The sequence below is a fragment of the Methylophaga sp. F7 genome (assembly GCF_056863975.1).
This window is the reverse complement of record NZ_CM166511.1, coordinates 1,640,537-1,666,361: the sequence shown is the minus strand read 5'-3', so window position 1 is coordinate 1,666,361 and position 25,825 is coordinate 1,640,537. Positions and strand designations below refer to the sequence as shown.

23 protein-coding genes and 1 riboswitch are annotated in these 25,825 nt (G+C 44.8%); of the genes, 15 read left to right on the top strand and 8 right to left on the bottom strand.

The window, feature by feature from the left end:
* Positions 1-133 precede the first annotated feature (133 nt).
* The 4 genes from ettA to AC08OG_RS08490 form a co-directional block, all read right to left on the bottom strand.
* The gene (ettA, locus tag AC08OG_RS08505) at positions 134-1,792 is read right to left on the bottom strand and encodes an energy-dependent translational throttle protein EttA (RefSeq protein WP_292357158.1); all 1,659 of its coding nucleotides are present in this window, start codon (positions 1,790-1,792) and stop codon (positions 134-136) included.
* A gap of 98 nt (positions 1,793-1,890) precedes the next feature.
* On the bottom strand, positions 1,891-2,190 hold the full coding sequence (locus AC08OG_RS08500; RefSeq protein ID WP_292357156.1) for a DUF2149 domain-containing protein: 300 nt from the start codon (positions 2,188-2,190) through the stop codon (positions 1,891-1,893).
* Positions 2,183-2,629 (bottom strand): MotA/TolQ/ExbB proton channel family protein, encoded by a 447-nt coding sequence (locus AC08OG_RS08495; protein WP_292398971.1) that lies wholly within the window; start codon positions 2,627-2,629, stop codon positions 2,183-2,185. Before AC08OG_RS08495 ends, AC08OG_RS08500 begins: the two co-directional genes overlap by 8 nt.
* Positions 2,629-7,029 (bottom strand): cobaltochelatase subunit CobN, encoded by a 4,401-nt coding sequence (locus AC08OG_RS08490; RefSeq protein ID WP_482929298.1) that lies wholly within the window; start codon positions 7,027-7,029, stop codon positions 2,629-2,631. Before AC08OG_RS08490 ends, AC08OG_RS08495 begins: the two co-directional genes overlap by 1 nt.
* A 99-nt stretch (positions 7,030-7,128) precedes the next feature.
* Positions 7,129-7,436: riboswitch (cobalamin riboswitch) on the bottom strand.
* A gap of 193 nt (positions 7,437-7,629) precedes the next feature.
* On the opposite strand from AC08OG_RS08490, the gene AC08OG_RS08485 reads away from it, so the two are divergent.
* Complete coding sequence (locus tag AC08OG_RS08485; RefSeq protein WP_292357151.1) at positions 7,630-8,208, top strand: LemA family protein; 579 nt, start codon at positions 7,630-7,632, stop codon at positions 8,206-8,208.
* Between the two features lie 2 nt (positions 8,209-8,210).
* Positions 8,211-9,032, top strand: a complete 822-nt coding sequence (locus AC08OG_RS08480) for a M48 family metalloprotease (RefSeq protein ID WP_482929297.1) — start codon at positions 8,211-8,213, stop codon at positions 9,030-9,032.
* Between the two features lie 256 nt (positions 9,033-9,288).
* Here AC08OG_RS08480 and AC08OG_RS08475 read toward each other — a convergent pair whose 3' ends face one another.
* The 3 genes from AC08OG_RS08475 to AC08OG_RS08465 all read right to left on the bottom strand — a co-directional run bounded on the left by AC08OG_RS08475 (position 9,289) and on the right by AC08OG_RS08465 (position 13,405).
* A complete protein-coding gene (locus AC08OG_RS08475) occupies positions 9,289-10,344 on the bottom strand; it encodes a calcium/sodium antiporter (protein WP_482929295.1) in 1,056 nt (351 codons plus the stop codon).
* A 96-nt stretch (positions 10,345-10,440) separates the two neighbouring features.
* Complete coding sequence (secD, locus tag AC08OG_RS08470; RefSeq protein WP_482929294.1) at positions 10,441-12,960, bottom strand: protein translocase subunit SecD; 2,520 nt, start codon at positions 12,958-12,960, stop codon at positions 10,441-10,443.
* A gap of 49 nt (positions 12,961-13,009) precedes the next feature.
* Positions 13,010-13,405 carry a hypothetical protein gene (locus tag AC08OG_RS08465; protein WP_292357143.1) on the bottom strand — a complete coding sequence of 132 codons (396 nt, stop codon included), beginning with the start codon at positions 13,403-13,405 and terminating at the stop codon, positions 13,010-13,012.
* Between the two features lie 99 nt (positions 13,406-13,504).
* On the opposite strand from AC08OG_RS08465, the gene AC08OG_RS08460 reads away from it, so the two are divergent.
* From AC08OG_RS08460 to AC08OG_RS08400, 13 genes are all read left to right on the top strand, one after another.
* Positions 13,505-14,476 carry a glutathione S-transferase family protein gene (locus tag AC08OG_RS08460; RefSeq protein ID WP_482929293.1) on the top strand — a complete coding sequence of 324 codons (972 nt, stop codon included), beginning with the start codon at positions 13,505-13,507 and terminating at the stop codon, positions 14,474-14,476.
* Between the two features lie 515 nt (positions 14,477-14,991).
* Complete coding sequence (locus AC08OG_RS08455) at positions 14,992-15,363, top strand: diacylglycerol kinase (RefSeq protein ID WP_292357141.1); 372 nt, start codon at positions 14,992-14,994, stop codon at positions 15,361-15,363.
* Positions 15,363-17,327, top strand: a complete 1,965-nt coding sequence (locus AC08OG_RS08450; protein ID WP_482929292.1) for an LTA synthase family protein — start codon at positions 15,363-15,365, stop codon at positions 17,325-17,327. Before AC08OG_RS08455 ends, AC08OG_RS08450 begins: the two co-directional genes overlap by 1 nt.
* A gap of 132 nt (positions 17,328-17,459) precedes the next feature.
* Positions 17,460-18,155, top strand: a complete 696-nt coding sequence (locus AC08OG_RS08445) for a thermostable hemolysin (protein WP_482929291.1) — start codon at positions 17,460-17,462, stop codon at positions 18,153-18,155.
* Positions 18,152-20,263 carry an AMP-binding protein gene (locus AC08OG_RS08440; protein ID WP_482929290.1) on the top strand — a complete coding sequence of 704 codons (2,112 nt, stop codon included), beginning with the start codon at positions 18,152-18,154 and terminating at the stop codon, positions 20,261-20,263. The genes AC08OG_RS08445 and AC08OG_RS08440 overlap by 4 nt, the downstream gene beginning before the upstream one ends.
* A complete protein-coding gene (locus AC08OG_RS08435; RefSeq protein ID WP_292357133.1) occupies positions 20,260-21,072 on the top strand; it encodes an SDR family oxidoreductase in 813 nt (270 codons plus the stop codon). The genes AC08OG_RS08440 and AC08OG_RS08435 overlap by 4 nt, the downstream gene beginning before the upstream one ends.
* On the top strand, positions 21,069-21,737 hold the full coding sequence (locus AC08OG_RS08430; protein ID WP_482929289.1) for a tetratricopeptide repeat protein: 669 nt from the start codon (positions 21,069-21,071) through the stop codon (positions 21,735-21,737). The genes AC08OG_RS08435 and AC08OG_RS08430 overlap by 4 nt, the downstream gene beginning before the upstream one ends.
* A complete protein-coding gene (locus tag AC08OG_RS08425; RefSeq protein ID WP_439503366.1) occupies positions 21,718-22,377 on the top strand; it encodes a response regulator in 660 nt (219 codons plus the stop codon). Before AC08OG_RS08430 ends, AC08OG_RS08425 begins: the two co-directional genes overlap by 20 nt.
* A complete protein-coding gene (locus AC08OG_RS08420; protein ID WP_482929288.1) occupies positions 22,374-22,622 on the top strand; it encodes a hypothetical protein in 249 nt (82 codons plus the stop codon). The genes AC08OG_RS08425 and AC08OG_RS08420 overlap by 4 nt, the downstream gene beginning before the upstream one ends.
* Before the next feature lie 158 nt (positions 22,623-22,780).
* Positions 22,781-23,698 carry a sensor histidine kinase gene (locus AC08OG_RS08415; RefSeq protein WP_482929287.1) on the top strand — a complete coding sequence of 306 codons (918 nt, stop codon included), beginning with the start codon at positions 22,781-22,783 and terminating at the stop codon, positions 23,696-23,698.
* Positions 23,695-24,033 carry a cupredoxin domain-containing protein gene (locus tag AC08OG_RS08410; protein ID WP_482929286.1) on the top strand — a complete coding sequence of 113 codons (339 nt, stop codon included), beginning with the start codon at positions 23,695-23,697 and terminating at the stop codon, positions 24,031-24,033. Before AC08OG_RS08415 ends, AC08OG_RS08410 begins: the two co-directional genes overlap by 4 nt.
* Positions 24,034-24,035: 2 nt before the next feature.
* Entirely contained in the window at positions 24,036-24,815 is a 780-nt protein-coding gene (locus tag AC08OG_RS08405; protein ID WP_292357125.1) for an FTR1 family protein, read from the top strand.
* The gene (locus AC08OG_RS08400) at positions 24,808-25,500 is read left to right on the top strand and encodes a hypothetical protein (RefSeq protein WP_292398946.1); all 693 of its coding nucleotides are present in this window, start codon (positions 24,808-24,810) and stop codon (positions 25,498-25,500) included. The genes AC08OG_RS08405 and AC08OG_RS08400 overlap by 8 nt, the downstream gene beginning before the upstream one ends.
* Here AC08OG_RS08400 and AC08OG_RS08395 read toward each other — a convergent pair.
* Positions 25,497-25,805 (bottom strand): hypothetical protein, encoded by a 309-nt coding sequence (locus tag AC08OG_RS08395; RefSeq protein ID WP_482929285.1) that lies wholly within the window; start codon positions 25,803-25,805, stop codon positions 25,497-25,499. The genes AC08OG_RS08400 and AC08OG_RS08395 overlap by 4 nt on opposite strands.
* Positions 25,806-25,825 lie beyond the last annotated feature (20 nt).

Genomic DNA, 25,825 nt, shown 5'->3' with positions numbered 1-25,825 from the left:
TCGCAGATTGACGCAGATTTTTGTTAAACGAAATATTTAATTTGTCTCGGGTTACGCTACGCTAACCCGACCTACAAATTTCATTTTTTTATTAATCTGCGAAAATCTGCGTAATCTGCGGATATTTCAAAACCTAATTCATTCGACGGTATTTGATACGTTCAGGCTGATGATCTTTGCCATAACGCTTGAGGTAATCTTCGGCATATTCACTATAGTTACCTTCAAAAAACACCACGCTGGAATCGCCTTCATAGGCAATCATATGGGTACAGACACGATCCAGGAACCAGCGATCATGCGAAATGACCACTGCTGAACCCGGGAAGGCCAATATGGCTTCTTCCAATGCACGTAATGTTTCCACGTCCAGGTCGTTGGTCGGTTCGTCGAGTAATAAAACGTTGCCACCTTCTTTAAGCAGTTTGGCCATATGCAGGCGGTTACGCTCACCACCGGAGAGATCCTTCACATATTTCTGCTGATCTGAGCCCTTAAAATTAAACCGTCCACAATAGGCACGAGAAGGGGTCTGATAATTTCCGACAGTAATCATATCGGCACCATCAGCTATTTCTTCAAATACCGTTTTCTTGCCATCCAGTTCACGTGCCTGGTTTACATAAGCCAGCTGCACGGTACTGCCGATTTCGATTTCACCGGAATCGGGTTTTTCTTCACCGGTAATCATGCGGAACAAGGTAGATTTACCGGCACCGTTAGGGCCGATGATGCCGACAATTGCACCGGGGGGAATCGTCAGACTGAGATCTTCGAATAACAGTTTGTCGCCGTAGGATTTAGTGACGTTATGCAGTTCAATCACTTTGTCACCTAAACGCGGGCCAGGTGGAATATAGATTTCCTGGGTTTCATTACGTTTTTGAAATTCTTTTGAATTCATTTCTTCAAACTGTTTCAAGCGCGCTTTGGATTTTGCCTGACGACCTTTGGCTCCCTGGCGTACCCACTCAAGCTCAGCTTGAATGGCTTTATTGTGTGAGGCTTCCTGTTTCGATTCCTGTGCCAGACGTTGATCTTTCTGTTCCAGCCATGAAGAGTAATTACCTTCATAAGGAATACCACGACCACGATCAAGCTCAAGTATCCAGCCCGCGGCATTATCCAGGAAATAGCGATCATGGGTAATGGCAACTACGGTACCGGGGTATTCCTGCAGGAAGCGTTCAATCCAGGCAATCGATTCAGCATCAAGATGGTTAGTCGGCTCATCAAGCAATAACATGTCCGGGTGATCGAGTAATAACCGGCATAATGCAACACGACGACGCTCGCCACCGGATAACACCGCTACTTTGGCATCCCAGGGCGGCAGGCGTAACGCATCTGCTGCACGTTCCAGAGCATTGTCCAGATTATGACCATCTTTAGCGGTGATCAGATTTTCCAGTTCACCCTGTTTTTTAGCGAGTGCATCAAAGTCGGCATCCGGTTCGGCATAAGCTGCATAAATCGCATCCAGTTCATCCAAAGCGGCTTTGACATCAGAGACTGATTCTTCAACGATTTCCCGAACGGTTTTGCTGTCATCCAGCTCAGGCTCCTGAGGCAGATACCCGACCTTCATATTCGGCATCGGTCTGGCTTCGCCAATATAATCTTTATCCTCACCCGCCATGATGCGGAGCAGGGTAGACTTACCAGAGCCATTTAAACCCAATACACCGATTTTGGCACCAGGGAAAAATGACAGGGAAATATCTTTTAAAATTTCGCGTTTGGGCGGCACGATTTTGCCAACGCGGTTCATGCTATATACGTATTGAGCCATTTTAAAATCCAATAAAACAGGAGTTCAGTAGAAGCGGTGATTCTACCTGAAATTACTTTTGGATTCGCGGGCTGAGCGAAAATCTTTTAATGAAAAAATTAGTCATCAATTAAAATCAGCTTACCGGTTTGTGGATCTCGATATACCTGACCAACAGCTTCGTAACCACTACCATCCTGCACCTGCTGCTGCATAGTATCTGGCATTGTTGGCAGTTCCTTACCGAGAGTGATTTCCTGCGGCTGTACTTCAAAATGATCCTGTAAGTCCGAACTGAACGCGACCAGTGCAGCGATTAACCCACAGGCAAATACCAGCACAATATCAATCAAATTGGCCAATGGACCTAACGGATCTTCATCGGTATCGAGAAATGAACTGCGACGCCATTTATCCATTTTGCTGTTCCAATTCAGTTAAAGCAGCGTCATACCAACGCCGACGCATCCGACCAATGACAAAGCCGATCATGCCAGCCAATAAGCCAATAACCGTGGTATCAAACGCCACTGTCATCGCCGTAGTCAGAATTTTTAGTTGTCCTTCGCCTAATGCGGCGAGGCCTGGGCCCAAGGGAATCAAGGTGCCCATCAACCCGAGCATGGGTGCCAGTCTGGTAATAAAATCGGCCCGTTCAATTCGGCGTTTGCCCAGAGCAATCAATGCTTGGCTATCAGAATGCTGTGATAAACGGGCGATTCCCCAGAAGCGCTCGCCAATGGCAATACCGGTTTCATATACGGCCAAACCGACAAAAAACAATAACGCCCAGACGACCGGGGTTAATAACAGTCCGGTCAGCTGGTGCATTAATTCCAGTGAAAAATGTGGATACATTACATAGCTCCTTTACGACCGCGCCATAATCCTGCGGCAACGATTACTGATAATGCCAGCAACGTCCACAGCCAAAGCATTTTGCTATCGGTGGAGCTGGTTTCTGTAGTGTCCTCAGCAGCTTGATTGCTATTCTCGATTTGCTGGCTATCCTGCTGATTCAATTGTAATTCCTGTATATGAGTTGGAGGGGAGGCTGTTTCTGAAGTCTGTATTCGGCTTCGTGCCAATACGGCTTCCAAAGCTTTAGCCTGATCCGCATCGAGATGTGATTTCACAAAATCATACATTGGATGATTCGCATGGGTATGACCACTTCCGGGAATGCCTTTTTCAATAATATTGGCAGCAAACTGCTCGGCCAATTGTTTTTGAGTATTCAAATCAGCATCCCAGAATTCTTTATCTATGGCGACCAGCATCACTGCCAGGATATTGGTTTGCACATGTTGTTGATGACTATCACTTAAAAACTCATCCAATCCTAATTGCAGGCTGTCATCAACATAAACGGCTTTTACCTCTTCCCACACATGGTCAGTAATGATTTCCGGACTGGTCACCTGCCACCCCCAAAGATATTCGATAAATTCACTGCCCATGGTGCGCGCACCGGCATAACCTTCATTCATTAACGGCTTAATCCATTGTGGATTCAGATAACGGGCACGCAGCTCTCCCAGCAGGACTTGTGGCAAGTCATCGATTCGCAGATTATCGTTGTTACTGTGATTAATCACCGCGCTGCCTGGTTGCTGACCACTAACTGTTTCCACCGCCAGATTAAAACCACCCAGATAATCAAATGCATCATTGTTATCCATCAGGCCATACAGATTACTGGCACGACCCAAAAAGGTTTGTGACACTCCGGCAAGTTGCTGTTTGAACAAGTCCGGTTGCGATTCACCCTGCAAACCACTGCCATAAGCATGTGCCATACGTTTGATAAATACGTCAGCCAGTTCACTGCGATCTTCCCAGGCAGCTGAACGTTCAACCAGACGATTAATGCCAGCACCATAAGCCCCCGGGGCAATACCAAATACACGAAGGCTTGTTTCACGACCTAATTGTGCCGGATCGATATCCGGTTGTTGGGCCAGCCGTTGTATGGCCTCATTTACCCAATTGGTGGCCACCAAGTTTTTATCCAACGCTTCATCGCCGCCTTGTTGCCATTCACCTAAAGCTTCCAAAGCAGCGTTAAGGGCGACAGCCAAAGCAGGATAATCACGGATAATCAGATCTCGACTGGCATCCAAGGCCAATAAGCTGGCTTTATCCAGCAATACCAGATGTTCGCCATATAAATCCCGGAATAAACCTGAAGTGGTAAACAACACATCCAGCCGCTGTGGTTGTTCCTCATTTAATGGCAGACGTTCGAGACCTTTGATAATGCCACGGCTATTCCATATCGGGCGGACACCCAGCAGCTTCATACCAAACGCAATCATGGCACCTTCATCCCGCACTGAATCAGAGGCCCATAAAATCACCCCTTGTTTATTGCGATCGCCTACTTCATGACCTTCAATATTGCCCTTTTCGCCGGCCAAGACCGGTGCGGCCAGTTGTTGACCGATATCAAAACCCACACGGGTTGGCAGCAGGCTGCCATCCAACGCATAAAAATTACGGCCAGTGGGCAGAGCATCCGGCGTGCGAATGGGATCATTGCCTTTCCCCGGAGAGATAAAACGACCATTCAAACCATTCAAAAGCGCTTCAATCTCAGCCGCTGGAGACATTTGCAATTTTTGATAGATAGCTTGACGTTGAGCCTCGCTGGAATCGGTGTTGTCCAGAATTGAGTTCATCATGGTATCGAGTCCATCCGCGGACCAATCCCGGCCAAATACATGCAGACCCAGTGGCATAAAGGTCTCTTGAAAATTTGTCAGATAATGACCGACTTCATGCAGTAGAAAATCATCATCAATTTCATCGAAACCGGCACCACGCACTTGCAGCTCTTCATCCATGCTGGCGATCAATTCATTACGCAGACCCATAGTTTCGATTTGTTCACGCAGGCTGCGAATAGCCCGATCCCGTGTGGCTTTATCTGAAGCAGCTTCGGCGCTTTCAATCAACTGACGTAGTTGTAGCAGATCGTCATAAAGTTCAGTGACGGCGAGCGGGGGAGTCAAATGATCGATGATAACTGCCTGTCCACGGCGTTTGGCCTGTATGCCTTCACCGACGCCATCGACTATATATGGATAAAGACCCGGAACCTCACCGGCAATAATAGCGGGGTAATCATCTTCACCCAAACCTACACTGCGTTTGGGTAAAAACTCATAGGTTGAATGTCGACCAACATGCACCATAGCATCAGCGTTAAATTGCGACTGAATATAGTGATAAAACGCCAGATATTGATGTGGCGGAGGGAAAGACATATTGGCATGCAACAATTCTTCATGGATTTCCCAACCACGCGGTGGTTGCGGGCCGATAAACACATTGCCAAATTGCACGCCGGGAATCAGTAATCGATTATCCCAGACCATCACTTTGCCGGGTACTTCACCCCAACCGCGAATACCTTCAATCTGCATTTCCAATAATGCATCATGTAAGGATTCGCTATGCTGCCAGTCGGGCTGATGGCCTTGAGCAGCTGCATCGATGATCTGCTGATAATCCTGTTCCAGCTGATTTAATAAATCCAATGCTCGACTGCGGCCGGGATGACGTAAACCATCCAGTGCATGATGCAGATCCGTGGATGTTTGCTGCATAAATGCCGTTAGCAAATTGAGTTGAGATTGGCGAGTTGTCACACTGTCCAATGCCAGTGCCTGCTCAATAGCATCACGCATCCGCTGCTGTAATGCTGCCAAAGGACCATCAATCATTTCAGCCTGAACAGTTGCCGGTAACTGTTTGAACCAGCGTTGATATTCATCCGCTGTCATGGTGTTGGCGACCTTGGACATCGCTGATAATGCTTGTGCGTCTTCAGGTAAATTCACCCCTTTAAGTTGCAGCATATCCAGCAAAGATTCCGCATCTTTTGGCAGCTCACCAGTCTGATAACCTGCATTTTTCAGGCTATTCAATATTTCCAGCAGACTTTCAGGCACATTCAGATTATCAGCACCGATATTATGTCTACCGGGGGGATGGTTGTAATACACAATGGCGACACGCTTATCGGCATTGTCTTTTTGTTGTAGAGCCAGCCAGCCTTGCATGCGCAGTGCCTGACGGTTTATATGTTCTTTAATTGGTAGACTTTGCGTCAGCTGGGCCCCGGTTTGTGGGTCCATCTTTGCAGGCTCGGTCAATGCCAGAATCTGTGGCTGACTGACACCTTGCAACTCCGGCATGGCAATCCGATAATGAATCGAATCGCGAGGAATACCCTGTGAAGATAAGGCATAATCCGCCTCACTTAATTTATTAAGACGAATACCTTTTAAAACCGGAACATTAAGCTCAGTAAATAATTGTTCAACCTGCTCACGACCATCACCACCACCAATCACAAAGTCCTGAAAAGAAACGATTCCCCATGGTGTGTTTGGCAAAGATTTGTTCATCACCTTTTTGATCGTCTCAATAGCCTCAACACTGGGTTCGCCCCAGGCGGCCAATACGGAAACACATTGACTGTTCAGCGCCTGACAATACTGCTGATGCAGTTTCCATTCACCTGTTAAATCGCCGGTATCATGATCGACCAACCAGACAACAGGATTTGTTGTATCAAGTTGTTTGGCTAGTTCAGTTGGGCTTAACCATTGAGTTTTATCGTCTTTATGCAAAGCAAAGCGTAAAGCCCCAACAGGTTGTAATTCGGCTTTTTTACTGCCTTCTGTGAGCAACATGTCCAGCAGACTGCGTGAATTCTCTGTCGAACGGTTAACCCAGTAAGCACGAGCCTGTAACCAGTTAGCATACTCGGGATATTGAACCTGTTTGGCCTCTAACAGAGTTGTTGTGCTTAATGAGGCTTTATCACTCAAGATATGATTAGGAATAGATTGTGTAACCGGATCGCTATTTAATTCGATAAGCCGCTGGTCACTATGTAAAACATAGCGTTTTTGATCATTGTTATATTGCCGAACGAGTAATCGTTCCACAGGATCGCCAAATACACCAACCACTAATATGCTTGCACTGTTATCAATTAATTGCTGTAAGTCAGCATCAGTCAAAGCATTAAGCTGACTGACCGTGCGGATTTGAATGTCTGCATCAGGCTGTTGTTGTAATAATTGATGTGCTCCAGAGACCAAAGTCGGGGCAGAGCGATCTGACACAATAACCATTACATGATGCTCACTGGCATACGCACTTGAAGTTATCAGAGAAAACAACAGGGCAAATAGAAAAATGGGTCGGTGAAAACACAAGCGATATTTAACAATATAAGACATCAGACATCCTGCCGTAGCAAAAGCAGCTACCAGTTAGGTAAATAGCGGGCAGGGGACAGTATGGGTCTAATCTCGGAACGTTCAGGCACCCCGCCACGACTCCTTAGTTAGCTTCGGGCCGGTCTCCGGACTTACAGCTTAGCCATATTGGGGGCTGATTTTCTTTCCTGGCCATTACGAATGTTGGCGATGAAAGATAAAAACAGATCCTCGGCATCATGTCTCGTCTTCCCATACTGTTAAGTACAGTGACTGTCGATCTATCAGGCAGATAGCGACCAGAGCAATGAAATAACTGTTTACCGTTGCGGGGGCAGTACAGGAATAGCCAAATAAGAGGCGCACCTGTTTCCCGTTTAACCTTAATCACATGTAGCAATAAAGGCACCTGAAACTGCCTGCGATAATACAGACAAATGGTAATCAGTCAAACTATGCGATATTGGCAGTAATACGTTAATAAGACTGATCGTGATTTTGAGATAGTATTTGGCTGAACGTTAATAGCCCTTAGCTTTCATAGTCAGTAAGCTGTTTAATACTATGGGTAACTAATCCATAATCAATCACGACATTAAATTCAATAGAAGGAGAGTAAATATGGAATGGATATTACTAGGGATTGTCGGCCTGCTGATTTTATATGTGATTATTGAATACAATAAATTGGTTCGGCATCGCAATATCTTCCAGAATGCATTCAAACAGATAGACGTTACACTTAAGCAACGTCACGACATGATTCCGCAGCTGGTCAGCACCGTTAAAGGCTATGCCAAGCATGAACAGGAAACGCTTAATGGGGTAATTGAAGCCCGCAATCAAGCAGAAAAAATGCGTGATCAAACCGACTCGGGCGATGCAAAGTCAATGCTGGCGCTTGGACAGGCTGAAGGTGTGTTAGGTAAAGCAATGGGCGGCATCTTCGCTTTATCAGAAGCTTATCCGGATCTGAAAGCGGATGGTGCTTTCCGTGATCTGATGGAACAGCTGACCAGCATTGAAAACAAAGTGGCAGCTTCGCGCCGCGGCTACAACAATACGGTGCTTGAATATAACAATGTTCTGGAAACTTTTCCGACCAATATCCTAGCCAATATGTTCAGCTTTACTCGCGCCTCAGAGCTGGAGTTTGATGACCGTGAAGCGATTCAAGACGCGCCCAAGGTTGAGTTTTAAAAATGGCTGCAATGAGCAGCTATCAACTGGGTGCAAATGCCCGAAAACAAAGTCGATTGATGATGACTTTGTTTATTTTTTCTGTGGCGTTGATTGCAGCCGTGATTGCCTCGCTGGCTTCTGTCAGGATGAGCGGCGACAGTATTAATCAGACTGAACAGATAATGGTTAACTGGCAACTATTTGGGTTGGTTGCTGCCGGCGTTGCTATGGTGATTGTTCTGACCTCTGTTTGGAAAATAGTCACCATGGGCGGTGACGGTGCAAAGGTTGCTCAGGCTTTGGGAGCGACTGATATTAACGAGATAACCGGTGATCCCTTGGTTACACGTTATCAAAACATCGTTGAGGAAGTGGCGCTGGGAGCCAGCATTCAGACACCGCAGGTTTTTATCATTGAAAACGAACCCGGAATTAATGCTTTCGCTGCGGGTAGCTCTCCCGATAATGCGGCTATTGCCGTGACTCGTGGCGCATTAACTTTATTGAATCGTGATGAACTGACAGCAGTAGTCGCCCATGAATTTGCTCATATTCGTAACCTCGATATGCGGCTCAACCTTCGTGTAATCGGTTTGATTCACGGTTTGATGGCACTTTATGTTGTCGGACGGATTCTGATGCATTCAGGTGGGCGCGGCAGAAAAGGTGGTGCTCAAATACTGTTAATCGGAATTGCTCTGATTCTACTGGGATTACTAGGGGCTTTTATGGGAAAAATCATGCAGGCAGCGATATCTCGTCAACGTGAATATCTTGCTGATGCGGATGCCACACGTTATACCGGTGATCCTATTGCGTTAGCGGGCGCGTTAAAAAAATAGGGGCCCTCAGTCAACAAGGTGCCAATAAAGTCAGACATGATGAACTGGAAGAGGCCAGGCACATGTTGTTTGCCGAGCTTTCAAATAAAATGTCTGGAATGCTGTCTACACATCCACCTTTGGTAAAACGAATACAGGCGCTGGAACCCGGGTTTGACCCGGAGATTAACGGCTGGCCTGAAATAGAAAATGCTCAATAAAAAATTATCCCTCACCCCAAATAATACCTATTTGAAGTGAGAGATAATGGTTAACACTAATTATAGCGTCTGCGTAATAAATCGTTTACCAGGCAAAGTAATACGTAAAAGCCAACCAGTGGAGCCAATCCATAGACTAGTCCGGCTTGCAGTTGTGGTAGGTACGGTAAAGACAAGGCCATTGCAATGGTAAACCAGACATAGGCGACATATAACACCAGGAATAAGAAGCCTTCAAATCGATTTAACGTGCTTCCCAAAAAGAATAAGGGTAAACATAAAATCGCCACAGCCAACATAACAGGGACATCAATCTGCATCAGCTGTTCGCTTGCCAGTAATGGAGTAGGGGAAAACAAACCCGACAAACCCAATACCGCCAGAATATTAAAGATATTGCTACCTACCACATTACCAATAGCAATATCCCGTTCACCTTTGATGGTCGCAACGACAGAGGTCATGACTTCTGGAAGCGACGTGCCAGCGGCGATAATGGTTAAGCCAATAATGGCTTCACTGACACCAAATGATGAGGCAATCGTCACCGCACTTTGAACCAACCAGCGAGCGCCCAAAACCAGCAAGGCTAATCCGACGATGATTAGTAATACATTTTGCCAGGTCGGTACCGGTTTCGCATCAACCTCTACTGTTGCATCAATGCCCGTTTTTTTGCCCTGATAAAACAGAAACACCGTGTATAAAATGACACCACCTAACAAAATGGCTGCTTCAAGTTTGCCAATGGTGCCATCCTGAATCATCCACAATGCGACAAAACTGATGCCAATCATTATCGGTACGTCTTGACGGATCAATTGTTGTGAAACCATCAACGGCATGATTAAAGCCGCGAGACCGAGAATAAACAGAATATTGAAAATATTACTGCCCACCACATTGGCGATGGCCAGTTCAGCCTGCCCGGAAAAAGCCGCTTTGACACTGACAGCCATTTCAGGAGCACTGGTGCCAAATGCCACCACCGTTAAACCAACCACTAAAGCGGGAATTCCGAAACTGGTCGCTAAACGCGAGGCGCCTTTCACCAGTAACTCAGCTCCCATAATCAGTAGAATTAATCCTGCAACCAACATCAACCACGTCATCTTTTTATCCTTGATAAATGCTTTACAGTGAGTTCTTATTCACCATAAAGCATTAATTATTAATTACTTAGCGTTTAAATTTAAATCTGAATTTATCTACATAATGGCGTCCAGTTTCTTTTGCATTTCTTCAGCAGAAAGTCGTAATTGTGGCAGACCTTTGCGTAAGCGCTGCTGGCCCATCCAGAACACAATCGGTGCAGCGATAAACACCGATGAACTTGTACCAATCACGATACCGAATAGCATCGGTAGAGCAAAACTGGCTACTGCGCTGCCACCGGCAACTGCCATCGGTATTAATGCCAGAAATGTGGTGACTGACGTAAAGATCGTTCTAGTCAGCGTTGAAGTGATACTCTCATTAAGTAACTCCAGCATCGGTTTGTCAGGCGTTAAGCGTAGATTCTCCCTAACCCTGTCAAACACTACCACCTTGTCATTCACCGAATACCCAATCAACGCCAATAACGCAGCAACGGCCGTGAGATTAAATTCCACTCCCGCCAACACAAAAAAACCAATGGTTTTGGTTAAATCTAAGCCTATCGTTAATGTTGCCGCCAAGGCAAAATGATACTCAAAGCGAATCCACAAATAGGCCAGCATGCCAAAACCAGCAAATACAATGGCCAGAATAGTGGCATCGCGGAAATCACCACTGACTTTTGGTCCCACCATTTCAACACGCGGAAAACTGGCATCAGCCGATATTTCCGTTACCGTGGTTTTGATGCTTTCAACCACCTTACCACTCGCTACTTGTTCGGCTCCTTCCATAGGTAACCGTACAAGATAATAGTCATTATCTCCAAACTCCTGGATTGCTGCCTGGGTAAAACCTTTATCCTGCAGGGCTTTACGCAGTTGTTCAACATTGGTATCTGGCGCCTGCACCTCCATCACCGTGCCGCCGCTAAAATCGATGCCATATTTCAAACCGGGTTGAAAGAATAAACCAATCGCTGCCAGTGACAGGATGGCAGAAACGGTAATACCTACAAACCGTCCACGCATAAAATCAATCTTGCTATTGCTGAGACGATCCAGCGACTTTATACCCGAAATACTTAGTAATGCCTGTTTTGGCATCCGCTTTACCCGCCATTCCATTAATAACCGGGTAAAAGAAATCGAGGTAAACATTGACGTAATCAGACCAATCGCCATTGCCACGGCAAAACCTCGCACTGGACCACTGCCAAACATAAACAACAGACTGATCGCGATCAATGAGGTGATATTGGAATCCAGGATCGTACTGTAAGCGCGTCTGAAACCGGCATCCAAAGCAATTAGTGCACGTTTGCCACGACGGGTTTCTTCGCGGATCCGTTCATTTATCAGGATATTGGCATCAACTGCCATACCAATGCTCAGAATAATTCCAGCAATTCCAGGCAGTGTCAGTGTCGCACCTAATACACTCAACACACCAAAAATCAGACCTATATTGAGCGTCAGACTCAAACTGGCAATAAAACCCCAGCTGCCGTAAATAGCCAGCATAAAGACCAATACCAATATGGCACCAATCACCCCTGTAGTAATACCCATCGAAATGGAATCACTGCCTAAATCCGGTCCCACCGTACGTTCTTCTATAACGTTTAGTGGTGCAGGTAATGCACCGGCACGTAACAACAAGGCAAGTTCATTGGCTTCTGCCACCGTAAAGGAACCGCTGATTTCTCCACGACCACCAGCAATGACACTGCGGATAACCGGAGCGGTAATAACTTTATCGTCCAATACAATCGCCAAAGAGCGGCCAATATTGTTCTTGGTCATTTCACCAAACAACCGGGCACCTTCTTTATCCAGCTCAAAACTGACCACTGGCTGGCCATTTTCCTGACTGAATACCAGATTGGCGTCCTTAATATGCTGACCTTCAAGCGCCACCCGCTCTTCCAGAGTATAGACTTCACCTTCAGTCATACCCTGAGCTTTGATTACACCCGATGTTTCTTCATTAGCCGCCCAGTGAAAGGTCATTTTGGCGGTGGTTCCAAGCAGGGTGCGGATATAACCTGGATCATCTACCCCCGGTAATTGCACCAGAATGCCATCACTACCTTGTTTAGTAATAGTCGGGTCAACCAGACCGCTTTCGTTCAGACGCTGCCGAACAACTTTCAAGCTATGTTCAACGGCATCTTTCGTAAGATTTTCGCTATGCGCTTTAGTGGGGGTAATGGTTAAGCGATTATGGTCATCCTCTATTGAAAACAAGGCCAAACCACCTTTTGGATCTTTTATATAGGAACGAGCGATTTGCTTGATTTCAGTCAGGCGGTTGGAATCTTTTGGGATGATAATCAGCTGGTTTTTATTGACTGAAACTGGCTGAATAAAGATCCTTGCCTCACGTAAAGCATCTGTGATCTGTTCAGCTAATTGCTGATGATCATTTAGTCGTAAATCATCGATATCCACCTGCATCAGCAAATGGGAACCACCACTAAGATCCAATCCTAATTTAAAGGTATTGTCGGTAAACCAGGAAGGTAAATGTTGTGTCGTAGACTGCGGCAACACATTAGGCAATGCACTAAGCAAGCCCACAATAATAATCAGACTGAATAAAACAGCCCGTGAATAGAATGAACGCATACATAATCCTCGAAGAAAGCTTCGTTAAACAAAAAAGTTTTTAAAAGGATTATTGGAGTGGAGGTGCGCGATTTAACGGTAAATGATATTTGCCGTCACTGATAATCAGTAACGTCAAATAATACAGATCCTCAGCAAGCAATAGTGCCGCAGCAGGAAGTATCAGAACAGATGAATAAACCAGCCAGTGTTGTTCGTTATCACCATCATCTACACTTGGTGTAGCCAGATTTTCAATATCTAACAGGGACCGGAAATGATCACGTTGATTAGCTAAGGTAAGCTGATCGAACTCGGCGACAAAACCGGAGTGGGCTGAAACCGTTACCTGACGGAAATCTACCCAGCCAGCAAAGGCCAGGCTATTAAGCAAAAATAGCAATACAAACAGTTGCCAGAAATTGGCAGGGTGCTGGTCAAGCTGCTGTGTGTGGAGATGTTTCATGAACTTATTCGCTATCAAGTGCACAAATTGTGAGCTTCGCCAATAAAACAGTCAATGAAAATTACAGCAAACATCCAACTATTTTAAGGAAGGTATTTTATGGGTTTATTAATGGAAGGCCAGTGGGTCGATCGCTGGTATGACACAGATTCCAATCAGGGAAAATTTATTCGCAGCAAATCACAGTTCCGCAATTGGGTGACTGCTGATGGAAGTGCCGGTCCAAGTGGAGAGGGTGGTTTTAAAGCTGAAGCGGGTCGTTATCATTTATATGTTTCTTTAGCCTGTCCATGGGCACATAGAACGCTTATCTTTCGCAAACTTAAAAATCTGCAAGATATGATTTCCCTTTCGGTAGTCAATCCATTGATGCTGGAACATGGCTGGACCTTTGATTACGCGGAAGGGGTGATTGAAGATCCGCTGCATCAGGCGAAATTTCTGCATCAGATTTATACCACTGCCGATCCAGATTACAGTGGACGGGTAACGGTACCGGTGTTGTGGGACAAAAAGCAGAACACGATGGTCAGCAATGAATCTGCTGAAATTATCCGTATGTTCAACAGTGCATTTGATTCAATCGGTGCCAAGGCCGGTGACTATTATCCCCAGGCGTTAAGACAAGAAATTGATGCCATTAATGATGATGTCTACGACAACATTAATAATGGTGTGTATAAAGCGGGTTTTGCCACCACACAACAGGCTTATGAAGAGGCTGTTTTTCCATTATTTAATGCATTGGATGAGGTTGAAGAGCGTCTGAGCAAAAATCGCTATTTAGTCGGTAATGATATTACCGAAGCAGACTGGCGATTGTTTACCACATTGATTCGTTTTGATGCCGTGTATCACGGCCATTTCAAATGCAACCTGAAATGCATTGAAGATTATCCGAATATTTCTGAATACATTCGTGAGTTATATCAATGGCCCGGCGTGGCTGAAACCGTCAACATGCAACACATCAAAAATCATTATTATCGTAGTCATAAAACGATTAATCCAACGGGTGTGGTTCCTGCCGGGCCAATCTTAAATCTGGATAGACCACATAAAAGAAGCTAATCAATATGTGGTGGCAAGATAAAACATGACACTAGGGCTTATTGATCTTTCATATCCACCACTGCTGGCGGCTATTTTTGTGTCCGACAAGGCGGAAAGCACGCAGTGTAGCCATCCTACATAAGTGATTGACAACGCAGGCGGCCGCAAAAATAGTCCCAGCCCTACGGGTTGTGACTGAAAAAGCGCCACTCTGCGTTGCTCGTCACTTATTTAGAATAACTAAAAGGCGCTCCTCGTGCCTTGATTGACGCTTTTTCAGCTCACAACAGAGGCGGAGATGAAAGATCAACAAGCCCTAACATCAATAAAACCAAAGGCAATAATCCCCATAACAAGATAGTGCCAGAAAGTTAGTTTGGATCTCATAAAGTCTCCCGTTAATTGATGCTATTAACTTCAAGACAAGATTTAAAACAAAAAGACTGACTAATCAAACAAAATTCAATTCCGTAAGGTTTAGTTAAGTATTGGTGTCGTAGCATTAGCCTCATTTTGAGTAATGGGGCAATTTTGTGGAAAAACATACTGGATGCAAACGGCTGCTTTATGCTTTTGGTTATTCCATACAGGGGCTTTTCGCTGCACTGCGTTATGAAACCGCTTTTCGACAAGCCTTTCTGCTGTTATTAATTGCAGGCATTGGCAGTTTCTTTCTCGAGGTATCATCCGTTGAACGACTAGCCATGATCACGGTTTTATTGCTTGTGGTAATGGTTGAAGCACTGAACTCAGCATTTGAATGCGTTGTTGATCGTATTAGCACCGAACCTCATCTGCTATCGGGACGAGCCAAAGACTATGGTTCTCTGGCGGTGCTTATTGCCCTCATTATCGCTCTGGCTACCTGGCTGACCATCTTGTGGCCATTAATAGTGCGAGGCTGATGATGACTAAATTACAGTCTTTTTTTGGCCCTTATCTGATATTGATAAAGCTGCTTCTCACCGGCTTGGTTATTCTGAGTTTATCGCGTATAGGCTTAGTCGTGTGGCAGTGGGATAGGGTGGTTGCTGCGACATCACTGCCCACTATTTTCTGGCAAGGAATTCGTGCAGATTTGATTATGATGGGTATGCTGCTTGTGCCATTGGCGCTGGGCTTGCCATTACTGGCAAATCAATTAGGATGGAAGATTTGGCAAAAACTGGTGCTGATTTGGGGCGTGCTGGTTATTGTCCTTATCAGTTTTATGGAAGCTTCTACCCCCGCGTTTATCAGTCAGTATGATCTGCGTCCTAACCGCTTATTTGTGGAATATCTACGTTATCCAAAAGAAGTCTTTGCCACACTTTGGCAGGGCTTTCGTTGGCCGTTATTGATTGGAGTGACCCTCACCGTTATTTCCGGCAGCGTGACAGTAAAACTGTTGCAGCGCTGGTTGAACAATAATCAGAAACCCTGGCCAGTATGGAAGATTTGGCTTGCCTGGCCACTGTTGCTGCTGATACTTGCTTTAATGATTCGATCGTCTATTGGTCATCGACCTGCCAATCCGTCCAGCTTTGCTCTGACACCGGATGCCATGGTCAATAGTCTTATGCTGAACTCAGCCTGGTCAGTATATTTTGCGATTTACAATATGCAGCACGAATCCAATGCTGCTGAAGTGTATGGCACGATGACTGATGAAGCGATCCTGTCGGAACTACATAAAAATTATCCATGGATTGATGAAGATACTCAGCGTAAATTTCCCACCTTGAATACCCGTCAGGCCTCTGTACAGCGAGATAAACCACTCAATCTGGTGATTATTCTGCAAGAAAGTATGGGAGCAACGTTTGTTGAATCGCTTGGCGGCGAATATTCTGTCACTCCTGAACTTGAACGCCTAAAGAAAAAAGGCTGGTGGTTTGAACAGCTTTATGCCACCGGCACCCGATCAGTGAGAGGTATCGAGGCGGTAATCAGTGGCTATTTGCCGACGCCTGCACGAAGTGTGGTGAAGTTATCGCTCTCTCAACAAAACTTTTTCACCATTGCCGACCTATTAAAGCAACAAGGTTATTTCACTGAGTTTATCTATGGTGGAGAGTCACACTTTGACAATATGGCGAGCTTTTTTATTGGCAATGGCTTCGAGTCGGTGATTGATCAGCATGATTATGACAATCCGGTCTTTACCGGAAGTTGGGGTGTATCCGATGAAGATTTATTGAATAAAGCGCACCAGCAACTGCAACAAAAACATGCTGAAGGACAACCCTATTTCAGCTTGGTATTCACTTCCAGTAATCATTCACCTTATGAATTTCCCGATGGCCGCATTGAATTAGACAATCCTGTTAAACACAATAATACCAATACAGTGAAATATGCTGATTATGCGTTGGGCCAGTTTTTTGATAAGGCTATGCAAAGCGATTACTGGAAAGATACCCTATTTCTGGTGATTGCCGATCATGACTTGAATGTGTTTGGTGATGCTTTAGTGCCGATAGAGCGCTTTCAGATCCCAGGGCTAATTTTAGGCGCGGATATCCAGCCACGGAGCATACCCACTGTTGCCAGTCAGATTGATATGCCGCCTACCTTGTTATCCTTAATGGGAATAAGTGCGGAAACCCCGATGATTGGCCGTGATTTAAGTCTGGAAAGAGAGCAGCAGTCGAGCGGCCGGGCTTTGATGCAATTTGCCGACTATTACGCCTTGATGCAGGGTGAGAAAGTCACTGTTCTCAGGCCGCAAAATACGGCGCTTGAAGGACATTATTCACCGAGTACCCGGCAATTGAAAATCATCGGGCCTGCCGCTGCAGAAGATGAACGAAAAGCGTTGGCACATGTGCTATTACCCTCATGGCTGTATAGGGAACAACGTTACGATATGCCCAATTTAATACAGTAAAAACAGTCTGGAAATAACCGGCCTGAAATTATCTGTCAGATAGTTTCAGGCTTTTTTTATTTAAAAGCAGCTTAAGCTTTTCTTAAGTATCCGGCTTTATGCTAGGCAACCATAAACATCTGGAGATGATTTATGGAAGCAACCATATTAAATAATACGACACTGAAGACTGCAAAGCATTGGCAACAACGTTTGTTGTTTCCACATAAATCACTTTCGTTCATAGATAATCAATCAATTGATAAACCGGCTGTCCAGTCATTTATCAGTGAGCGGTTTAATGATGCTTTCGGAGCGGAAATCTGCCATTTTTTGCCGTACTTTCTCGCCAGTCATATGGAGGGTGAGATTGATTCTGCAATTGGTTTTCAACCGGTTCAGCAGCACCCATTATTTCTGGAACAATATCTTTCGCAGCCGGTTGAACACACCCTTAAGTTGTACGGTGTCCACACCCAACGGTCGGACATGGTCGAAATAGGTAATTTGGCAGCCAGTTTTAATAGTGGTAGTCCATTATTATTTATTTTACTGGCCGCCGTATTGGATAGGGCTAACTATCAGTGGGTGGTATTCACTGCAACCCGCCAGGTCAGGCATCTGATTTCTCGACTCCAGCTCTCAACCATCATGTTAGGTGAAGCTGATCCCCAGCGTTTGATTGATAAAACTCAACAGTGGGGCAGTTATTACCAACATCAACCGATGGTATTGGCGGGTCATCTTGCGACAGCTATTGCACATCTGCGCCAACATCAGGTGATTCAATCGTTACTGGAAACCCATCAGGATTTTGTGGAAAGCACGGCGAGGATAATTCGTCAATGAACAGCAAAATTTTACAATCCTTTGAAAAACTAGCCATTGAACAGCCAGACAACATTTGTGTGCTAGATGACGTTCAACAACGAACACGTCAACAGGTGATGCAGCAGGTTGAAGCGGTCGCAACCGAATTAATGGAATATCAACATCAGGTTATTGGTTTACTGGCTGATAACAGCGTGCAATGGTTGATTATGGATCTGGCAGCACAGCGCGCCGGAATCATTTTATTGCCATTGCCATTATTTTTTACCCCAGATCAACTGCAACATGCACTACAGAGTGCGGGGGCTATTGGGCTGATTCATGATCGTCCATTAATGATTGATGATGAGTTTCTGGGTGAAAGTCACTTTGTAAAAAGTTTGATGTTGACCTTTACAGCCTGCCGAAATATCTCAGTCATCGCATTGCCTCCTGGCACGGCAAAAATTACATTTACTTCAGGATCAACAGCCGACCCAAAAGGGGTGTGCCTGAGTAACGACAATCAATACCAAGTCAGTCAGAGTTTATTAAGCGTGCTGAAAATGGAAAATGTTCGGCATCTGGCCTTACTTCCATTAAGCACATTACTGGAAAATATTGCTGGGCTTTACACACCTTTATTAAGTGGTGGAGAGATTATATTACTTGGCATGGAGAAAACCGGTTTTTCCGGCAGTCTGTCAGGCAACATTTTTCAGTTATTATCCACCATTTCGCATTATCAACCAGAAAGTCTGATTCTGGTTCCAGAATTATTGTCGTCTTTACTAATCGCCGCTGAACAGGGATGGCAGCCACCTGAATCCTTGCAATTTATTGCGGTAGGGGGAAGTCGCGTCGCCAGCGAAATGATTGAACGTGCTCGTCAGATTGGTCTCCCAGTATATGAGGGATATGGCTTGTCTGAATGTAGTTCAGTGGTCAGTCTCAATACGCCAGTACAAGACAATCCTGGAACAGCCGGAAAGGTATTACCCCATGTAGATATCCAAATTGAAAAGGGTGAAATCATGGTGTCGGGTAATACTTTTCTGGGCTATATCGGCACGGACCTATCACATCAAAATACTGTTTCCACCGGCGATATGGGCTATCTGGATCAGGATGGATTCTTAGTCATCCAGGGACGTAAAAAACAGCTGCTCATTTCCAGTTACGGTAGAAATATAAATCCCGAATGGGTAGAAAGCGAAGTACTTGCTCATCCTGGGATTTTGCAATGTGTTTTGTTTGGTGATGCTAAACCGTATTGCACCGCATTAATTTATACCCATTTAAACGATGCTGCATTGGAAAACTGGCTATCACACGTTAATAAAAAGCTTCCAGTCTACGCACAAATTACCAAATGGCAGCGTCTTGAACAGCCGTTAACAGCAAAAGCTGGACTACTCACAGCCAATGGTCGACCAAAACGCGATCGAATTTTTACTTTTTTCAGCATGATTTGGAAGCTATCTATCAGGAGTCACAGTATGGGATTTTTTGACACACTCTGCCAGCAGACAGACGTTGAGCGACAACACTTATTTTCTGCCCCAATTATTAATCAGGCGATGCGGGGTGAAGTGACGCTGGATCTTTATATAGCTTTTCTAACGCAGGCTTATCATCACGTTAAACATACCGTTCCATTGCTGATGGCCGTTGGCTCACAATTGCCAGAACAGTATGAGTGGTTACGGGAAGCTGTTGCGGAATATATCGAAGAAGAGCTGGGGCATCAAGAGTGGATTCTGAATGATATCGCTGCATGCGGTCATGATAAAGAATTGGTGCGAAACAGTCGTCCAAATTCTGCCACCGAGCTGATGGTGGCCTATGCCTACGATACGGTTTTCCGCATCAATCCACTGGGTTTTTTTGGCATGGTTCATGTACTTGAGGGCACCAGTATTGCCACTGCAGATAATGCCGCGACAGCGATTCAAAATGCGTTGTTTTTGCCTGATAAAGCCTTTAGTTATCTACGTTCACATGGCGCTTTGGATCAGGAGCATGTGAAATTTTTTGAAGCTTTGATGAACCGGATTGACGATCCAGAGGCACAACAACTGATCATTCACAGTAGCAAAATGTTCTATCGTTTGTATGGCGATATTTTTCGGAGCCTTACAGTATGAATACGCCCCTGAATTCATCGTCCAACACTATCGTTTTAACCGGTGCCACCGGTGGACTGGGATCTGCACTGGCTAAAGTCTTGTCTGCTCAAGGTTTTTTATTGGTGTTGTGTGGTCGGAATCATGTTCAACTGGAACAGCTTAATCGTACATTAGGTGGTCAACATCACTGCATTGCCAGTGATTTAACGACAAGTGAAGGCCGTCAGGCAGTGCTTTCGTATTGCCAACAGTTTCCCAGAGGTATTAATGCATTAATTAATAATGCGGCCAGCAATCATTTCGGTCCACTCAAAGAGATGAATGAAAGCAGCATTCAGAAGATGCTCATCACCAACTTAATGGTACCTATCGAATTAACACGCTTACTACTCCCATTACTGGGAAAAGCAGATAAAGCCCAGATCATCAATATCGGTTCGGCATTCAGCCGACTCGGGTTTCCGGGATTCAGTGTTTATAGTGCCTGCAAATTTGGTCTGCGAGGCTTTACGGAAGCAATGCGTCGAGAGTTAGCCGATACACCTATCACTGTACGTTTATTTGCGCCACGCACCATTACTACAGCAATGAACGATGACAACGTGACTGCAATGAATAAAGCACTTGGAAATCATAGTGATAGTGTTGAAAACGTGGCAAGTCAGTTCGTCGATTTTTATCAGAAAACACAACGTAGTGAACAGTTCTTAGGCTGGCCCGAACGTTTATTCGGTTGGTTGAATTCAATCAATAGTCGCTGGGTGGATCAAGGCCTAGCCAAAAAACTTCCGCTGATTCAGCGTTATTGGACAGGAGCAGCAAAATGAAAAAAGTATTTGTTTTATTCTATAGTTTGGGATTATTTGTTTTCAGTCTATCGGCTCAGGCGATATCGCCTGAAGCATTGCAATTGCAATCCGCCTGGGAACATGCCAATTATGAGTTAACTGACAAACAACAGATAGAGGCGTTTGAATCATTAACTGCAAAGGCGGATGAGATAAAAAAACTCTCACCTGATCAACCGGATGTATTAATCTGGCGGGGAATTATTTATGCCAGTTATGCCGGTATTAAAGGCGGCCTTGGTGCGTTATCCATGGCAAAAACAGCCAAAGCGGATCTGGAAAAAGCCATTGAAATTGATGATCAGGCATTGAATGGTTCAGCCTATACTACATTAGGGACACTGTATTATAAGGTCCCGGGTTGGCCCTTGGGGTTCGGTGATAAGGCTACCGCAGAAAAGCTATTAAAAAATGCATTGAGATTAAATCCGCAAGGCATTGATAGTAATTATTTTTATGCTTTATTTTTAGTAGATAAACTACAATATAAAAAAGCGGAGTCTTATCTGTTATTCGCGAAAAAGGCGGCACCCAGAGCAGATAGACCACTGGCTGATAAAGGCCGTTTAATGGAAATTGATAAGGCATTGGCAGAAGTCAACAAACATATGAATAACCAAACGCATGCAAATACTGTTAATTGAAGATGATCTGTCATTGGCGCAAGGTCTTATGCGGTCGCTGCGGCATGACCGGTTTACGGTAAATCATTTAAGTCTTGGTCGTCAGGCGATTAACAGCATCAAAACTACACCGCCTGATATGGTAATTCTGGATCTGGGACTGCCCGATATGGATGGCACCGACGTGCTGGCAGAGATCCGAAAGCACAATGCTACAGTACCTATATTAGTATTAACGGCTCGTGGCAGTATTAATGATCGCGTCATCGGACTGGATGCCGGTGCCGACGATTATCTGGCTAAACCGTTTGATATTGATGAACTGCTGGCCAGATTAAGAGTGTTCGAACGCCGATTGAGCAGTCAGCAACACGCTGCATTACAAATCGGTTCCGTTAGTCTGGACAGCAAAGCCATGCAGTTAAAAGTGGATGATGCGTTGGTGGAATTACCGCGACGTGAATTTATGTTGCTGAAAATCTTAATGGAGAATGTTGGTCGTGTGCAGACCCGGGATAGTCTGGAATCAAAGCTGTACAGCTGGGGTGAAGAGGTCGCCAGTAATGCCATCGAAGTACATGTTCATCATTTACGTAAAAAACTTCCAGAAGGCTTTATTAAAACCATCCGCGGCGTAGGGTATCAAATCAGTAATCCATGAAATCAATCCGACTGTATCTCCTGCTGATATTAGTAGCTACTCTGGTACTGGTGATGTTTGTGTCGTTACTGAAAGGGTATCAGTCCAGTATTGAAACGGCACAACAATTGTTTGATGAACGTTTAATCAACACCGCTGAACTGATTGCCTCCGCTCACATTGGTCAAAATACAGTCGATTCGACGCAAAGTCCCACCAGTGATTATCTTTTTTTCAAATCTGGGATGCCAACGGCCAATTATTAACTCGCTCTAAAACTGCTCCCCATATTGCGCTAAGTCAATTTGAACAAGGATTTTATGACGTCAATTTCAAAGGCTTTCGCTGGCATAACTATGTACATCCTGATCCGCAATTTGAACGATGGATTATCGTCGGAGAACGCAGTGATGTTCGCAGTTCTATGGCGGAAGATATTGTTTTAGCCACCATATTACCGGCGTTTTTCGGCATCGTAGTGGCCGCCATAGTAATCTGGTGGTTAATTGGTACCGGGTTAAAGCCCTTGAAAACGCTTTCTGCGCAACTTTCCAGCAAACAGGCTGATGATTTAAGGCCGATTGAATTGGCCCCATTGCCCATTGAAATGAGTCAGTTGGTGAAAATTATTAACCAACTATTCTGGCGTCTTGACCAAAGTTTTCAACGTGAACAGCGTTTTGCGGCTGATGCGGCACATGAATTACGTACCCCTATCAGTGCCTTGCAGATACATTTACATAATCTTCGACAAACCTACGGGGATAACACAGAAGATTGGCAACTCATGCAGGCTGCTGTTGATCGGATGGGCCATCTGGTCAACCAGATCCTGATGCTGTATCGGACAGCGCCTGAGCAAATTGCAGCGAAAGCCGAAGCCATTGATCTGTACAAATTGGCCAGCGAGGTTATTGCACGAGATTATCAACAGTTTGAGAAGCGTCAGCAATATATTGAATTGATTGGTGAATCCGCCCAGGTGTATGGTCATTTATTTGCCCTGGAAACACTGTTACAGAACCTGCTAAACAATGCCAACAAATATGCACCGTCAAAGGGGCATATTGTCATTCATGTTCATCCCACTGAGAAAGGTGTGCGATTAACCATTGAGGATGATGGTCCCGGTATTCCGCCAGACCAGTATGAGCGTATTTTTGACCGGTTTTATCGATACCAGAACGAAAACAGTGATCTCCAATTACCCGGATGTGGTCTAGGTCTCGCTATCGTTCAACATATTATTGAAATGCATCATGCTGAGATCAAACTGACCAAATCAGCATTTGAAACGGGCCTTAAGGTCATTATAGATTTTCCTTCAGTGATGAATAAATGATGAAGTATTTTTTTATATGCATGGCTATCCTATTGATTCCAATAAAGAGTTACGCTGCGCCACCCGTATTTGAAATCCTCATCAAAGATCATCTATTTTATCCGGATGAACTAGTGATTCCCGCTGATACCAAGGTGAAATTACTGATCAAAAATCAAGATGCTACTCCTGAAGAATTTGAAAGTTATGAGCTTAACCGTGAAAAAGTCATCCCCGGCAATACTCAGGCGATCATTTTTGTCGGCCCATTAAAGCCAGGGACGTATCCATTTTTTGGTGAGTTTTTTCCTAAAACGGCCCAAGGCAGAATAATTGTCAAAGAGAGCGGTAAATAATCATGTTGCTGAATAGCGTTATTCTGGTGTTACGTGAAGTACTGGAAGCCGCCATGGTCGTAAGCCTGTTCATGGCATTTACTACTGTGAGTCAGCAAGCACGTAGCTTTCTGCTCAAGGCAATTCTGCTGGGATTGATTGCCGGTGGCGCTTATGCGTATTTTTTACCCGAGATATCAAACTGGCTGGAGGGCGTTGGTCAGGAAATAACCAATACCATTATTCATATAGGTATTTATGTATTTCTGATGGGGTTTTTATGGCTTATTTCCAGAGATATTGTCCTCCCCAATCGGCTGGTAAAAGGCATGATGATGGCAGCCATTATCCTGGCAATTAGTCGGGAAAGTGCCGAAATCATGTTATATATTTCCGGTTTTCGCAGTGATCATTTTTTGCTGCAATCCGTCGTGTCAGGCAGTTTAATTGGCTTAAGTATCGGGGTTAGCTGCGGTATTTTTTTATATCACCTGATGATTGCTTTAAAACCTGCAGCCGCAGCCAAATTCATCTGCGTGCTGGTTGTGATTGTAGGGAGCAGCATGATGTCCCAGGCCACTCAGTTTCTTATTCAAGCAGATTGGTTAGCCTCAACAGAACCCGTATGGGACAGCTCTCATATTATCAGTGAACACTCGTTACCCGGTCAGTTACTTTATGCATTGATGGCGTATGAAGCGACGCCTACCTGGAGTCAGATAATAATTTATCTGACAAGCTTGTTACTCATGTTGATCGTGATTCTTTCGGGACGATTTTCAAGGGCTATTTCACATGTTTAATTTTCAACGCCTCAGTTTTTTATTTTTTATTGTTACACTCCCGGCGCTCAGTCATGCCGATGGTAATCCGGTCGATAAAGTCTATGCGCCTTATGTACAGCCATTGGAGCGTGAAATTGAATGGAGAATGACCGATTCAGATGGGCAGCAGGTTCAACGATTAGGGGTGGGCAAAAGTCTTACCGACCGGCTGTTTATTGAAGGCTATTTGATTGGTGAAGATAATCAAAATAATGATTTTCGCTTACAGGCATATGAAATCGAAGCGCTTTGGCAACTGACCGAGCAAGGTGAATACGGTATTGACTGGGGGCTTATAACCGAACTTGAACGACAACGTGATGATAATAACTGGGAAGCAGCTGCAGGATTAATCGCTTTGAAAGAGTGGGGGAGATGGGTTGCAACCAGTAATTTCTGGCTTAAATATGAATGGGGCGAATCGCAGGAAAGTGAATTTGAAACCGCTTTATCGTTACAAACCCGTTATCGACTTTCTCGCTATTTTGAGCCGGCGGTTGAATTTTATGCTGGCGAAGATACTCGTGCATTAGGTCCAGTGTTTTTGGGCGATATCAGTCTTTCTCCCGGTAAAAAACTGCATTGGGAAATTGGCGTTCTGACCGGCTTATCTGCCAAAACCGCCGATACCAACTGGCGTGCATTATTGGAATATGAGTTTTAACGCTGTTGCATTTGTGAAATGCATTCCTCAAGCGTTTTGTTTTTAAAATCATCAATAGCTTGCTGCTTACCTTCATTGGTTTCAGCAATCGGTTGTTGATAGGCACTCAGAAGCAAGCCCCGCGTAACATTACCCATGGCGTTTTCCATTGCCTCGTGAATCGGTGTATTCATTTGTCGAAACAGCATATATGAGCCGGCTTTGCTGGCCCATTCCTCACAAACTTGTCCCTGCTCAGCCTGAACGGCAATGGCATTTGTCAGCAAAAAACCACCAAAGAAGAAACTCAACACGATTTGTTTCATTTATAAAATCCTAAATTTTT

Bases quoted from the DNA above. Each gene is read 5' to 3' on its own strand.
- ettA (WP_292357158.1), bottom strand. From the start codon at position 1,792: ATGGCTCAATACGTATATAGCATGAACCGCGTTGGCAAAATCGTGCCG.
- AC08OG_RS08500 (WP_292357156.1), bottom strand. From the start codon at position 2,190: ATGGATAAATGGCGTCGCAGTTCATTTCTCGATACCGATGAAGATCCG.
- AC08OG_RS08495 (WP_292398971.1), bottom strand. From the start codon at position 2,629: ATGTATCCACATTTTTCACTGGAATTAATGCACCAGCTGACCGGACTG.
- AC08OG_RS08490 (WP_482929298.1), bottom strand. From the start codon at position 7,029: ATGTCTTATATTGTTAAATATCGCTTGTGTTTTCACCGACCCATTTTT.
- AC08OG_RS08485 (WP_292357151.1), top strand. From the start codon at position 7,630: ATGGAATGGATATTACTAGGGATTGTCGGCCTGCTGATTTTATATGTG.
- AC08OG_RS08480 (WP_482929297.1), top strand. From the start codon at position 8,211: ATGGCTGCAATGAGCAGCTATCAACTGGGTGCAAATGCCCGAAAACAA.
- AC08OG_RS08475 (WP_482929295.1), bottom strand. From the start codon at position 10,344: ATGACGTGGTTGATGTTGGTTGCAGGATTAATTCTACTGATTATGGGA.
- secD (WP_482929294.1), bottom strand. From the start codon at position 12,960: ATGCGTTCATTCTATTCACGGGCTGTTTTATTCAGTCTGATTATTATT.
- AC08OG_RS08465 (WP_292357143.1), bottom strand. From the start codon at position 13,405: ATGAAACATCTCCACACACAGCAGCTTGACCAGCACCCTGCCAATTTC.
- AC08OG_RS08460 (WP_482929293.1), top strand. From the start codon at position 13,505: ATGGGTTTATTAATGGAAGGCCAGTGGGTCGATCGCTGGTATGACACA.
- AC08OG_RS08450 (WP_482929292.1), top strand. From the start codon at position 15,363: ATGATGACTAAATTACAGTCTTTTTTTGGCCCTTATCTGATATTGATA.
- AC08OG_RS08445 (WP_482929291.1), top strand. From the start codon at position 17,460: ATGGAAGCAACCATATTAAATAATACGACACTGAAGACTGCAAAGCAT.
- AC08OG_RS08440 (WP_482929290.1), top strand. From the start codon at position 18,152: ATGAACAGCAAAATTTTACAATCCTTTGAAAAACTAGCCATTGAACAG.
- AC08OG_RS08435 (WP_292357133.1), top strand. From the start codon at position 20,260: ATGAATACGCCCCTGAATTCATCGTCCAACACTATCGTTTTAACCGGT.
- AC08OG_RS08430 (WP_482929289.1), top strand. From the start codon at position 21,069: ATGAAAAAAGTATTTGTTTTATTCTATAGTTTGGGATTATTTGTTTTC.
- AC08OG_RS08425 (WP_439503366.1), top strand. From the start codon at position 21,718: ATGCAAATACTGTTAATTGAAGATGATCTGTCATTGGCGCAAGGTCTT.
- AC08OG_RS08420 (WP_482929288.1), top strand. From the start codon at position 22,374: ATGAAATCAATCCGACTGTATCTCCTGCTGATATTAGTAGCTACTCTG.
- AC08OG_RS08415 (WP_482929287.1), top strand. From the start codon at position 22,781: ATGGCGGAAGATATTGTTTTAGCCACCATATTACCGGCGTTTTTCGGC.
- AC08OG_RS08410 (WP_482929286.1), top strand. From the start codon at position 23,695: ATGATGAAGTATTTTTTTATATGCATGGCTATCCTATTGATTCCAATA.
- AC08OG_RS08405 (WP_292357125.1), top strand. From the start codon at position 24,036: ATGTTGCTGAATAGCGTTATTCTGGTGTTACGTGAAGTACTGGAAGCC.
- AC08OG_RS08400 (WP_292398946.1), top strand. From the start codon at position 24,808: ATGTTTAATTTTCAACGCCTCAGTTTTTTATTTTTTATTGTTACACTC.
- AC08OG_RS08395 (WP_482929285.1), bottom strand. From the start codon at position 25,805: ATGAAACAAATCGTGTTGAGTTTCTTCTTTGGTGGTTTTTTGCTGACA.